Here is a 12,228-nt window from a genome sequence, read left to right on the forward strand (position 1 = left end):
TGATCACTGTAACTTCCAAAACCACATCGGATATCGCCGTATGTCATTCCAATCGATCGCTTGCTTCTGCTGCATCGCGTTGTCCGCCGCATTCACGCTTGGCCAAGAGAATACTTCGGCAAAGCAAAGCTCCGAGAGTTTGACAGGCACATGGCATTGCCAATTCGATTCCCCCTTCGGATTGCAGACTTACCACCTCCATATTGCGATTAATGACGCCGGCGATGCAACAGCGCACGCGGAAATAGATGCTCGCGACGAGGAGCGGAAAGTCGAGTTCGTGGATGTGAAGGTCGACAACGAGTCACTCAGCTTTGCGGAGGTCCGTCAGTTCGGAGACCGAGAGTTTCGCATCGAGTTCAGCGGCGAACGCAAAGGAAAGGATCTCGCGATAACGAGGTCGTTTGGAGAACGGGGCGGCCAAGAGTCGCTTGCCACGCGTGAGCTTCCCAAGCCACCACCAAAGGAAGATCCTACTCCGGTGGTCGAAGTCAAAATCGATCGACTCATCAAAGACGCGTTTGAGGATTCATTCTTGGTCGGCATGGCCGGTGATCTTCCTTCGCGTTATTCAGAGGAGGAGTTAAAACTAGCCGCAGAGCATTTTGCGGCAATCACTCCCGAAAACTGCATGAAGCCCGAGCGAGTTCACCCGGCCGAAGAACGTTGGGATTTTGAGCGGACCGATGCTTTGGTGGAATGGGCCGACAAGAACGACATGACCATCCACGGCCATACCTTGGTTTGGCATGCACAGACGCCCAATTGGTTCTTCGAGGGGCGCGATCCCGAGACGGTCGAGCGGCGAATGAAACAACATATTGAAACGCTTGCGGGTCGGTACAAAGGGAAGTTGCAGAGCTGGGATGTGGTCAATGAAGCCATCAACGATGGTGGGAACTCTGAAACCGCGAAGACGGAAAATCTACGCAACTCGACTTGGTTGCAAACCCTTGGTCCCGAGTTTCTCACATTGGCATTCAAGTTTGCTCGGCAGGCAGATCCCGATGCGGTGCTCTACTACAACGACTACAACATCGAATCGGGACCCAAGCATGCGAGTTCGATGGTGCTTCTCAAACGACTGCTTGCCGAGGGTGCTCCCATCGATGCCGTCGGCATCCAAGGGCATTGGCGAAGCGGGCGAGTTCCTTTCGAAGACATCGAAAAGGCGATCACCGACTATGCATCGCTGGGACTGAAAGTCAGTATCACGGAACTCGACGTTACAATCCGTGGTGAATCCGGCGGGCAATTCGGAAGACAACGGTTTCGAAACAGTGCTCCCCCTACCGTTGACGATCTGAACGCTCAGGCCGGCGACTACGCAAGGCTGTTCGCTATCTTCAAGAAGCATGAAGACGTCATCGAACGCGTTACGTTTTGGGGCCTGAACGATCGACGAACCTGGAGGTGGGGGCAACATCCTCTTCTTTTTGACGGCAACAACAACGTCAAGCCAGCGTATGCCAGTATTGTGGCGGTGGCAGATAGCGATGACGATGCTGCCAAGAGAGCCCCCGAACCGCCAAAGAACGTGAAGATTGAAGACGGTGGTCAGGGTGATTATTCAGCGATCGTAACTGAAGCACCAACCCTTGCGGGAATGACGGTTTATCGCCCGGAGGATTTGTCTGCTTTTGGGAGCGAAAAGAAGCTGCCGGTACTTCTATGGGGAAATGGAGCGTGTGCGAACACGACGGAGGAACACAAGAACTTTCTCAACGAGATTGCATCGCACGGATTCATTATTCTCGGCATTGGACCGCTGGATCAGTTGCAACAGCGAAACGAGACATCTCGTCAGCGGACGAATTCTTCTCAATTGGTTGCTGCCTTGGAATGGATCATCGCACAGAACGCCGATGAAAACAGCATCTACTGCGGAAAGATTGATACGACCAAAGTCGCCGCGATGGGAATGTCGTGTGGTGGACTGCAAGCCATCGAAATCTCGGACGATCCCCGAGTCACAACTACGGTTGTTTGCAACAGTGGCGTATTACCCTCTCGCTCACCGATGGCAGCGATGCCGAACCTGACTAAGGAAGACCTCAAAAAGTTTCACGGTCCCGTCCTCTACATTATGGGCGGCCCTTCCGACATCGCCTACAACAACGCGATGGACGATTTCTCCCGAGTCGACCATGTGCCCATCGTGATGACCAACTTAGACGTCGGGCACGGAGGAACCTACCGTCGGCCGCACGGTGGCGAATACTCCTCCGTTGCCCTCGCTTGGCTCAACTGGCAGCTCAAAGACGATAAGGCTTCCGCCAAGATGTTCGTTGGCGACGATAGTCAATTGAAACGCGATCCGGATTGGACGATCGACACGAAGAACCTGGAACAGTAGCCGGCATCGATCTGAATGATCATGAGCGTTATGAGCGGGAATCTGGGCCTGCTTCATTACTGCTCAGGCGGCAAGCCGCATCTGCAGAATCTGCTAGACGGATCGACTTACCCTATACGCCACAATCAATTGTGGTCCTAGATCCGACATTGGAATTCCCTCGAATAAACCATTTCGTACTGGAGTCATCTGTGAAAAATCGAAATCTAAGAAATGTAGTCACCCGCTTGTTTCAAGAGGCCAGGAGGACGTTTTTCTGTGTGGGTTTATCGTCAGCCTGCTGTCTCTCGATGCTTACGCCAGCAATTGCTCAGCAAGCTGCAAGTGCAAATGCACCGAACCAAAGCGCTCCAAGAGACGCCATGACGTCGATCGAAACCCCCGCACAGCCCAACGCCATCGAGTTGGGAACAGGTCCATTGCCTGACGCCGAAACGCCCGAGTCCTGGCACAGTCAGTACGGAAGCAAGTTCGCACGCAACGTTACTGTGGCAACGTTGACTCCCTTTCTACCTGATCCTGCGAAAGCGAGCGGGGCAGCTGTGATTGTTGCACCAGGAGGAGGTTTCAGAACGTTGTCGATGGAAAATGAAGGTTGGCAAGTCGCCGAGGCGCTTGCCGCCAAAGGTGTAGCGGCTTTTGTGCTCAAGTATCGTCTTAATCAGACTGCGGCCGATCTCAATGAGTTCGCAAATCCTACTAGACCCCGGCCCAGGGGTGGGCCGCGTTCGGGGCGTCCTACACCGGCAGAGATGACCGCTCGTATTGCACCGCAGGTTGCCGACGCGAACGCCGCTTTCGCGCTCATCCGCGAGAATTCCGAGAAATGGCACGTGGATCCAGACCGCATCGGCATGATCGGATTCTCTGCTGGCGCGATGCTCACCATGACAACAACGCTGAGCGGAGGGGAAAGCAAACCCGCATTCATCGCCAGCATCTATGGCGGACTGAATGCGGTTGACGTTCCCGCCGACGCACCGCCCCTATTCGTTGCTATCGCAGCCGATGACCCACTTTTCCCTGTTGGCTTTGGTCTGATTGAGAGCTGGCGTAAAGCAAATCGCCCTGTTGAATTGCATTACTACGAACAAGGTGGACACGGCTTTGGCATGTACCAGAAATCCACTACCAGCACCGGCTGGTTCGATGCCTATGTTCGTTGGCTCGGAATGCATGGTTATCTGAAGCCGGCGAGCTAGGACGTAGATATGAGGTGCCAGCGGCTGGTTTAAATTCTGTCAATAGCGAGTGGTGGCTGGGGAAGCCCAGACGCCCCTGGAACGATCACCGACAACCATCAATGGGATTCTCTGGTGTGGGGAACAGGAGTTCCGTGGCTTGATCCCGACAACGAGTTCGGATGCTCGAAGATATAACGACCGCGAGAATCGTTCCAGAGTCAGGGATGGAATATCCAAATGTGCGAAACTTGACGGACACTACCGGCGGCAAAGCCGCACCCGCACAATCGTCACAACGTGAAACACTTCGCGACATAGTTGAGGTTATCGGACCTTCAAGCTAACCGCGATCGCTGCGACCGGCAGAATCGGTAAGCTTGCGGTATCGTCGCCGCTGTTTGTCCCAGTTGGGTTCGGCGGCGATCGGGCGGATTTGACGCTCGGTGATGGGCGCTCGGCCGTTGAAATAGGGCTTTAGGAAGAGCAGCTCTTCTTGAAGATCGGGGGCAAGGTTGCAGAGGTTCATGATCTGGCTGAGCCGAGCTCGTGTGACTTGGCCGGCCTGCGCCAAGTCGGCTTGTGATCGGAGGCGGCCCGATGCCAAAGCGTTGTCGAAATGGATGGCGAGTGCCATCAGCCGGGACAGTCTTGGCAGTTGGCCCGTTCTGGGCCGCGGTGGGGCCGTACCGCCGCGCACCTCGCGGGCGCCGCGATCTACGCGGGCAACGTGAAACGTGCGGCGTATCGCCGACGTGCGTGGCGGTGTTTCGTTTGAGTTGTTCGATAGGTCGCTCAATTCAATGTCTCCGTAATGTGGCGGGCAAAGTTGCCGTCCTGGCCGAGTGACGCGAGTCCGGCGGGCTGGAAGGTGATATCAAGCGTGCCCTCAACGCCGTCGTAGTCGATCCGTTCGATCAACAATTCCATCAGTCGGCAACGTTCTCGCGGTGGGATCGTGTCCCAGGCTTTGTCGAGTTCACCGAGGGTCCTGCGAATCGATGCATGGCTGACGCGAATCGGCCGATGGTTGTCGATTGCTTCACGTAGCTCTTTCAATCGTGTTTCGCTTTTATCAATGCGTGATTGCGTTGCTTCAATCAAGTCAGCGCTAGCGGCCGTTGCGACAAGGTGAGTCATCTCGGCGTGGTCCTCTTTGAGAAACTTCGCGATCGAATCCGCTTCACGTTTTTGCGAATCGACGTCCTCGCGGTTCTGCTCATGACAGCGTTCGTAGATATCACGAATGAGCTGATCGTCACTTGCGAACACGCGCAGTTCGTCGACGACAAACCCCTCAATCTGCCTTGCGGGAATCGAAGGCGATGGACAAGATTCATAGCCTTGTTTTTCCGCTTTGCCGCAAACGTAGTAACGATACCTCTTCGTTCCCCGGCCAGAGGAAGTGTGCCGCATGGCTCGATTGCATTTTGCACACCGAAGGATGCCTCGCAGCATTCCGTCGAAGCTTGTCGACGCTCGTATCATGCCGATGCGGCCGTTCTTTCTCAGCGACTCTCCGACTTCTTTGAAAACCTCAGGATCAACGATGGCCTGATGCTGGCCTTCATGGATCTCGTCCTTGTACGTCAGCTTGCCGATGTAGGTGACGTTGGTCAGCATCTGGTAGATCCGGTTCTTGTCATACGGAAGACCACCGCGAGTTGATCCCTTCTTGGTCGTCCACTGCTTGGTCCGCCAGCCACGGCGATTGGCTTCCTTGGCCGTTTCGAGCAGAGAATGCGTTCGACGGTAGAGATCAAAGATCTGTCGGACGCGCTCGGCTTCGTGGGGTACGACCACGAGCTTGGTTTCTTCGATCGTAAAGCCAAAGACCGGAACGCCACCGCACCATTTGCCTTTGCGCCGGGTCGCCGCGATCTTGTCTCGGGTGCGTTCGCTGATCATCTCGCGTTCGAACTGGGCAAATGAAAGTAGCACATTGAGGATCAACCGGCCCATGGAGCTGGCGGTATTGAACTGCTGGGTGACGGAGACGAAGGCCACGTTGTGTTTCTCGAATGTTTCCATCACCCGAGAGAAGTCGAGTAGGCTGCGACTAAGTCGGTCAACCTTGTAGACAACGACACAGTCGATTCTGCCGGCCTCGATATCGGCCATGAGACGTTTCATCGCGGGACGCTCGAGATTCCCCCCTGAAAAACCGCCGTCGTCGTATCGCTCGTCGAGGCAAGCCCAGCCTTCGCTTCGCTGGCTGGTGATGAATGCTTCGCCGGCGTCACGCTGCGCATCGAGGCTATTGAACTCTTGGTCGAGACCTTCTTCGGTTGATTTGCGAGTGTAGATCGCACACCGAATGGGTTGTTTCATTTGCTCGCGATTCATGCTGACTCCTGCTTGTGAACCTTGAAGAAGCGAAAGCCGTTCCAGTGCTGGCCCGTAATCGCTTTGGCGACCGCCGAAAGTGTCTTGTAGTGCTCGCCCTCAAAATCGAAACCATCGGGCATGATGGTGACGACGCATTCCCGGCCCTTGTAATCACGAACCAGACAATCGCCGACGGGCGGCAACCGTTCATCCTTGGGTGGAAGTTCGCGGTTCACCGGCGGGGGCGGTGGCATGCGTGAGGGCTCGCGCGGTGCAGTCACGCGAAGATCCGATTCGTTGGCGAGCTCACTGGCTCGCTGGATGGCCCGATCACTCAGGCCACCGAACGCATTGGCTTGCATTCGCCATGCGATTCGCTTCTGAAGCCACGCTTTATTGCGACCGGTCGTTGATTCGCCGAAGACCTCGAAGTACTTGGCTTGAAGGGTGCCAACCGACATGCGGCGTAGCGCGGCCAATTCATGGCCCAATGGGTTTCTCATGTTGCTCTCCATGACTCGAAATAGGGAAGTGCCGGGTGTGTTTACCGTGGCGGAGTCACAGAGAGCGATCGTTTTCGGGTTCGATCAAGCCATCGGCTTGGACATCGCGGTCAGATTCTTCGGAGTTCCCGGAAATTGCGGTAACTCGATGGTGACGAACGATGGCACGAGTCAGCAGGTCGACGATTTCGCGACGCCTCAATCGTGTTTCATCGGAGGCAGATTTCGGATCGGTGTTTCGCACTGGCAGAACCTAGAAGTGAGAAATGGGGACATGCGGTTAACAGACCGCTCTATCCCCAGACCTTCCAAGTTCTAGATCTGAAAGTCGGAGCCAATTGAAAGAAAAGAATTAGCGAAGTTGTCTACGCTGCAACCGCAAAACGGCATCCAGATCATCCGCCGTCTGCCAAAGCAATCGCAGCTGATTGGCAGACGCGTCTTTGATGCAGCGACTGACATCGGACTTCGAGATTCCGGTCCGTCGCCCGAGCTCTTGTTGCGTCGGACGAGGCAGAAGTTCTCCTGATGCGTGAGCATGCTCCGCAGCACTTCGCAAATGCTGCGTCAACTCTTGAACCAACAGTTCGATCTTTGCAGTCCGTGATGATCGACGTGGTTGCGGCTTGGGCTTTTGAGCATCGGATTCACTCGATTCAATCAGGCGATCTTCGACGGCCTCCCAGTCGATTCGCAAGCCGTCTTCCGAAAATTCGACGACGTCCTGAATCCCGATGACCAAGTTGGAAACCATCATGTCCAGTCTCGCGGCAGAGCTGGCTAGCGACATGAAAACCAGTGATCGTTTTCGGCGACCAAGCTGTTCGACGATGCTTGTTTCGTTCTTTACACGCAAGCAACGCAGAAATAGCAACTCGCGACTTTGCCCTTCAAAGGTTCGTCTGCCGATTTGCCACCAGAGATCAGCGTCGATCGGTTTGATCGCCAGTCGGGTATCGGCAAAGAGATGTTCCAGTAGCCGCTCGGTATCGAACGCGAATTGGTCTAGGGATGCGGTTGAAACCTCCGCCGGACCACAGCGTTCGCAAACGATAAAGCCATGCCGGCTGCCTTCACGATCCGTTGAATAAATGACCGGCTGGTGCTCGCCACAGTCGTTGCACTGCTGTTCGGTCGCCGGCGTGGTCGGTTTGATCAAGCGATGGCGACGAAAGGCAGCGAAATGGTCTTGATGAAATAGTTTGGCGTCACGAATGGTGAACGCCGGCGGGCTAAGCTCCCACCGAGACCAGATTGGGCTCGTCCGTCGGCGCATCGTCGACTCCCCACATACGAAGGTGCTTCTGGACAATCTCGGCACGGTCCGGCGTCAGGCTCCGCAGGTTGCAACTGCCGGGAGTGATACGAATGATCCGGCCGCCGGCTCGGGCATACCGTGTGGCCGGGAACACAAATCGGATGCCAACGGAATTGACGCTGAAATTTGCCAGCACGTCATGCAAAGAACGAAGCTCTTCGCTGATCGCCCGGTGAATCGTATCGGTTTCGTCGTGTTTGTTGATGTCCGTTGAGATCCGACGACGAGTCGATGGATTGAACATCTTGATTTCTTCGATGCGGACTCGGATTTGATCTGCCGGATCGGTCGGCAGTTGTGTGGTCGGATCTTTCAAGTGATCGATGTAGTAACCGCTCTCGTCCTCGTAGGGCGGTAATTGCCAACCAAGCACTGCACGCGAGAAGATCGGCTCGAGTCGCTCCTTGTGAGTCTTTGGTAGGCTCGCACAGAGTTCAAATGATCCGGCATGACGGTCGTAGGCGAAGATGATGTCCAGGGTCGGCCGAATCGACACGGTCGCCAAGCGGCCCTGGTCGTCGTGAGTGTTGTCACTGCGAACGAAGTCATCGGGGTGGACGATGAAGTAGACGATGCCGTTGTTTTCCAGTCGCTCAACGGTGACGTGTTGGCCTCTTCCTTCCTCACGTAACATGTTGGACACCGCGTTACCAAGTTGCTCGTCTGCATCGCCTGCGATTTCGACATTGGACGGCACTCCATTTCTTTTCCTCCAGAATGTCGCTTCTTCCAAATGCAGGAGTGTGGTGGCCGCATGAAGTATCTCCCACTCGTGCAGACGAACCCACATCGCACGTCCGTTAAGATTGAGTCCATCGGGAATGCGCGACATCAATTCGGGCTCTCCGTGCATCCGTGCCGTATCCTCGATCGCCCGCATTCCCGCTTCACTGGCGAACGAACGAATGGTCCGAAGATCAATCTCGGCATCTTTGCGAATGCTCGACGGTAGTTCATCCAAATGGACGATCATCGGTTCGATGTCGTTCTCGCCCAGTGTCTCCCACGGGATATCGAACGGTCCAGGAATATGATCATGGAACCACTTCTTGAGTAGCTCGTTGGGAATCACGCGAAGCAAGGTGGATAACGGAGTGGGTTGAGGCATGACAGCTAACTTTCAGATTTCTTGGTGACACAAATAACCTTTCCAAGCACACGAAAGTCGCTATCGGGCTCAATCTCGATCGGCTTGTATTTCCGGTTTTCCGGCAACAAGCGAATCGCTCCGTCGTTCAAATCGAGTCGCTTCACGGTCGCCTCATCATCGATCAACGCGACAACGATCTCGCCGTTTTCGGCAAGCTGCTGTCGTCGAACGATCACGATGTCACCGTCTCGCATGTCCGCGTCCTTCATGCTGTCACCGCTGATCGTCAAAGCAAAGCATGGGCTGCGACCGACCAGGTCGGAAGCAACCATGACTTCACCCAAACAATTCTCCTCGGCGAGCATTGCCGGCCCCGCTTTCACCACACCGAGCATCGGCACACTCGTCATCGATGCGAGCGTCTGACTTGGCCGACGAACCACCCGCAAGCTGCGAGCCTTGCGGGGCTGGCGAGCGACATAGCCTTTGCGTTCCAATTGCAGAACCAATTGGTGGGCGCTGGCGGCGCTGATGCCAAGCCGGTCACCGAGTTCGGTCATCGTGGGTGCGATGCCATGGCGATCGATCGCGGCGGACAGTACGTCGAGTGCTCGCGATTGGCCTTCGGTGATTTCGGTTTGGCGTGGACGTCCCCGGCTTGGTTTGGCTCGCTTCATGAATCGGCATCCTTGGCGGTTGAATGTGGCGGCTTGAATTAGCGCTGATAGACTTCGTTTCGTGCTATAGTTAATCTAGTCGTGCCGATCATTCCGACAAGCTAAATTTTGCTAGCAAACGCTTTGGCCCTGTAATTTGCATGGAAAAAAACTTGAATTAGCGCTGATAAACGAAGTGGACATCGGACCGCCACACAATCCCCGGTCAGTTGAAGGCCGGGTTCGTTTGCGCAGCCGAATGACTGCGGCGCTGTACTTGGTTCAAGTTGGCTTTGAACATCGGTTTGCCGCCGATGTTGGTCGTCTTGATGCCTTCGACGGCCGGCACGAATTCATAAACCGAGGACTGAAACCATGGCTGACCGCTGTGATCGCAGAGCGACCCTAAAAGCAGCGGCATAACGAATTCTTCGCGTGGTTCATTGAGGGCATGGGCCACAAAGCTCAGTTCGTGTGAACCTCGCTGCTCCATCATCCAATTCGTGCCGGGCGCCGCTGTGTTTTCGATCACGATCTGCTGGTAGCCACAAAGGAACCGGATCAGATCGATGTCGGACAAGATGCCGTCGGCGATGTCGCAGCGATCCAGTGACGGATCGAGCAACAGTCGGGCGAGGCGTCCAACCATTTCAGTTTCAATGGGTTCAGTACCGGAAAGTTGTTCAACTTCGGCGTGCATAGCGAGGCTCCATCGGGAAGAGGGTCTGGATAAACATTGGCCGTCCAGATTGACCAATGCCATGGACACGTTTGGTCCGGCAGGCTGAAAAAACCTGCCGCTCATTCCGGCCTTCCGCTCCGCCCATCTCCGGGCAGCCAATTGTTGCAGTTGCAGATAGTGCGATTTGGTGCAACTGCAACAACATTTTCTTCAACGCGTTTTGCCTGTGAATTTCGGGATGAAACGCTGTCGCAATGATCGCTGAGTGCGATTTGGTGCAACTTCGCCGGTGGGTGTGGCCGCTGCCGAGACACGGCCTTCTCCAACACCGCCCATCGACGGAGTGAACATGCCTGTTTCAACACCACCTCTGCCCCAAACCACATCGACCGTCCCGACGCTTACCGAAGACCCATTCGCTCAAACGGTCATTCGCCGCTGCGTTGGTCGTCTTTTGCGCTGCCCGGAATTCGCTCCCCACGAAGCGGAAGACCTGCATCAGGAACTGCAAGCTGAACTCGATCGGGCGATGCGATCGCACGACGCGACGATTGGCCATCGGAATCCGTTCATCACGATGGTCGTCAACCGAGCTGCCACCAACCTGCGTGCCTATCGATTGCACAAGATTCGCGATGATCGCGAGGTGACGTCGCTGAACGTGATGGTGGACTCCGGTGGTGAGCGTCGCGAGTTGATCCAGTGCATCAGCGAAGACGACAACCGAAACCGCATCGAAACGGCAAAGCTGTCGGACACGGAGTTGGTTGATTTGCGCCACGACTTGGCTGCGGCTATCGCAACGCTGCCCGAGCACTGGCAACGGCTACTGACGCTGCGCACCGACCATTCGCTCCGAGAGTGTTCGCAAATCATGGACGTGCCACTTTCGACGCTGAAGTACTGGATGGCCAAGATCGCCGTCGTGTTTCGTGAGCGAGGTCTGCACGAGTACCTGGTCTGAAGTTTTTTGACCGCCGCTTCGTCTTTCGGTCTGAAAAGTTGGAAGGTCTAGAGGTAGCGGAAAGCCATCAGAACTCTTTGCTCCACACAACCTCAAACACCGAGCCTCTATGCCTGACTTGTCTTTAGACATCGAACGTCGCGTCGCCATTTCACTTGCGGTTGGTCGTTACCTGCGATCGGCCGACCGTTTCAACGAAGCTTCACGCGAATTCACCGAAGCGTGTAAGTCACTTCGGAAGCAACTGGGAACCGGTCAGCGGTTCGTGGTGCAAGTCGACTTCAAGCACTACCTCGTGACCAGCGATCGCGACGGCAACTTCGACGTCGAGCATATCCAGTCGCTCTAACCATCCAGTCAAACAACAACCAAGGAGTCAACCAAACAGTGACCAACCTACTTGAAACCATCCAGTCCGGCCGGCAATCCAAGCCGCCGCGCGTATTGCTTTACGGCGTCGAAGGTATCGGCAAATCGACTTTCGGCAGCCAGGCTCCCAAGCCCATCTTCATTCAAACCGAAGACGGGCTTGATGAGATCGAATGCGATCGATTTCCTTTGGCTGTGAATTTCGACGACGTCATCGCGGCTCTCAAAACGCTCGTCAATCAAAAGCACGATTACGAAACCGTTGTGATCGACTCTCTCGATTGGCTGGAGCGTCTCGTCTGGGACAAACTCTGTCAGCAGTATGGCGTCGAATCGATCGAAAAGGTCGATGGCGGCTATGCTCGCGGTTATATGCACGCCCTCTCTCTGTGGCGTGAAGTGCTCGATTTGCTTGGCATTCTCCGTTCTCGCGGAATGGTCGTCGTGTTGATCGCTCACTCCAAGGTTGAGCGATTCGAAGATCCCGAATCGTCGCCCTACGACCGCTATTCACCTCGCCTTCACAAACACGCCGCAGCGTTGGTGAAAGAGTGGTGCGACGCTGTGTTGTTTGCAACTCGCAAGATGCGAACGCAAACCGAAGACGGCGGCTTCAATCGCAAACGCACCATCGCCCACGCCGTGGGCAAGGACGGCGGGGAGCGTGTCATTCGTGCTTACGGCTCTCCGAGCTGCGTTGCCAAGAACCGCTACGGCATCGCCGAGGAATTGCCGCTCTCCTGGCCCGCCTTCGTTTCTGCTTTGTCGGCAAGTTAGCCGT

At 55.4% G+C, this 12,228-nt stretch carries 12 protein-coding genes; 5 read left to right on the plus strand and 7 right to left on the minus strand.

Annotated features, from left to right (window positions below):
* The first annotated feature begins 40 nt into the window (after window positions 1-40).
* Window positions 41-2,356 (plus strand): glycoside hydrolase family 10 protein, encoded by a 2,316-nt coding sequence (locus TBK1r_RS21645; protein WP_145215282.1) that lies wholly within the window; start codon window positions 41-43, stop codon window positions 2,354-2,356.
* Between the two features lie 362 nt (window positions 2,357-2,718).
* Complete coding sequence (locus tag TBK1r_RS21650; RefSeq protein ID WP_473772445.1) at window positions 2,719-3,558, plus strand: alpha/beta hydrolase; 840 nt, start codon at window positions 2,719-2,721, stop codon at window positions 3,556-3,558.
* Between the two features lie 322 nt (window positions 3,559-3,880).
* On the opposite strand, the gene TBK1r_RS21655 is transcribed toward TBK1r_RS21650, so the two are convergent.
* The 7 genes from TBK1r_RS21655 to TBK1r_RS21685 form a co-directional block, all read right to left on the minus strand.
* Window positions 3,881-4,174, minus strand: a complete 294-nt coding sequence (locus TBK1r_RS21655; protein ID WP_419580251.1) for a hypothetical protein — start codon at window positions 4,172-4,174, stop codon at window positions 3,881-3,883.
* A gap of 158 nt (window positions 4,175-4,332) precedes the next feature.
* Entirely contained in the window at window positions 4,333-5,883 is a 1,551-nt protein-coding gene (locus TBK1r_RS21660; protein WP_145215285.1) for a recombinase family protein, read from the minus strand.
* Window positions 5,880-6,368 carry a DUF2924 domain-containing protein gene (locus TBK1r_RS21665; RefSeq protein WP_145215288.1) on the minus strand — a complete coding sequence of 163 codons (489 nt, stop codon included), beginning with the start codon at window positions 6,366-6,368 and terminating at the stop codon, window positions 5,880-5,882. The genes TBK1r_RS21660 and TBK1r_RS21665 overlap by 4 nt, the downstream gene beginning before the upstream one ends.
* A 352-nt stretch (window positions 6,369-6,720) precedes the next feature.
* Window positions 6,721-7,644: a hypothetical protein gene (locus TBK1r_RS21670; protein ID WP_145215291.1), complete on the minus strand. Its 924-nt coding sequence runs from the start codon at window positions 7,642-7,644 to the stop codon at window positions 6,721-6,723.
* Entirely contained in the window at window positions 7,601-8,794 is a 1,194-nt protein-coding gene (locus TBK1r_RS21675; RefSeq protein ID WP_145215294.1) for a hypothetical protein, read from the minus strand. Before TBK1r_RS21675 ends, TBK1r_RS21670 begins: the two co-directional genes overlap by 44 nt.
* A gap of 5 nt (window positions 8,795-8,799) precedes the next feature.
* Window positions 8,800-9,453, minus strand: a complete 654-nt coding sequence (gene lexA / locus TBK1r_RS21680; protein WP_145215297.1) for a transcriptional repressor LexA — start codon at window positions 9,451-9,453, stop codon at window positions 8,800-8,802.
* A 205-nt stretch (window positions 9,454-9,658) separates the two neighbouring features.
* Window positions 9,659-10,132, minus strand: coding sequence for a hypothetical protein (locus tag TBK1r_RS21685; RefSeq protein WP_145215300.1), 474 nt, complete (start codon window positions 10,130-10,132; stop codon window positions 9,659-9,661).
* Between the two features lie 331 nt (window positions 10,133-10,463).
* Here TBK1r_RS21685 and TBK1r_RS21690 point away from each other — a divergent pair, with 331 nt between their 5' ends.
* The 3 genes from TBK1r_RS21690 to TBK1r_RS21700 all read left to right on the plus strand — a co-directional run bounded on the left by TBK1r_RS21690 (window position 10,464) and on the right by TBK1r_RS21700 (window position 12,224).
* Complete coding sequence (locus TBK1r_RS21690) at window positions 10,464-11,078, plus strand: RNA polymerase sigma factor (RefSeq protein ID WP_145215303.1); 615 nt, start codon at window positions 10,464-10,466, stop codon at window positions 11,076-11,078.
* A gap of 109 nt (window positions 11,079-11,187) precedes the next feature.
* The gene (locus TBK1r_RS21695) at window positions 11,188-11,427 is read left to right on the plus strand and encodes a hypothetical protein (RefSeq protein ID WP_145215306.1); all 240 of its coding nucleotides are present in this window, start codon (window positions 11,188-11,190) and stop codon (window positions 11,425-11,427) included.
* Window positions 11,428-11,465: 38 nt separating this feature from the next.
* Window positions 11,466-12,224 carry an ATP-binding protein gene (locus tag TBK1r_RS21700; protein WP_145215309.1) on the plus strand — a complete coding sequence of 253 codons (759 nt, stop codon included), beginning with the start codon at window positions 11,466-11,468 and terminating at the stop codon, window positions 12,222-12,224.
* Window positions 12,225-12,228: the final 4 nt, after the last annotated feature.

Source organism: Stieleria magnilauensis, from assembly GCA_007753675.1.
Taxonomy (GTDB): Bacteria; Planctomycetota; Planctomycetia; order Pirellulales; family Pirellulaceae; genus Stieleria; species Stieleria magnilauensis.

Excerpts from the sequence above, each read along its gene's own strand:
- TBK1r_RS21645 (WP_145215282.1), top strand. The coding sequence starts at position 41 with ATGTCATTCCAATCGATCGCTTGCTTCTGCTGCATCGCGTTGTCCGCC.
- TBK1r_RS21650 (WP_473772445.1), top strand. The coding sequence starts at position 2,719 with ATGACGTCGATCGAAACCCCCGCACAGCCCAACGCCATCGAGTTGGGA.
- TBK1r_RS21655 (WP_419580251.1), bottom strand. The coding sequence starts at position 4,174 with ATGGCACTCGCCATCCATTTCGACAACGCTTTGGCATCGGGCCGCCTC.
- TBK1r_RS21660 (WP_145215285.1), bottom strand. The coding sequence starts at position 5,883 with ATGAATCGCGAGCAAATGAAACAACCCATTCGGTGTGCGATCTACACT.
- TBK1r_RS21665 (WP_145215288.1), bottom strand. The coding sequence starts at position 6,368 with ATGAGAAACCCATTGGGCCATGAATTGGCCGCGCTACGCCGCATGTCG.
- TBK1r_RS21670 (WP_145215291.1), bottom strand. The coding sequence starts at position 7,644 with ATGCGCCGACGGACGAGCCCAATCTGGTCTCGGTGGGAGCTTAGCCCG.
- TBK1r_RS21675 (WP_145215294.1), bottom strand. The coding sequence starts at position 8,794 with ATGCCTCAACCCACTCCGTTATCCACCTTGCTTCGCGTGATTCCCAAC.
- lexA (WP_145215297.1), bottom strand. The coding sequence starts at position 9,453 with ATGAAGCGAGCCAAACCAAGCCGGGGACGTCCACGCCAAACCGAAATC.
- TBK1r_RS21685 (WP_145215300.1), bottom strand. The coding sequence starts at position 10,132 with ATGCACGCCGAAGTTGAACAACTTTCCGGTACTGAACCCATTGAAACT.
- TBK1r_RS21690 (WP_145215303.1), top strand. The coding sequence starts at position 10,464 with ATGCCTGTTTCAACACCACCTCTGCCCCAAACCACATCGACCGTCCCG.
- TBK1r_RS21695 (WP_145215306.1), top strand. The coding sequence starts at position 11,188 with ATGCCTGACTTGTCTTTAGACATCGAACGTCGCGTCGCCATTTCACTT.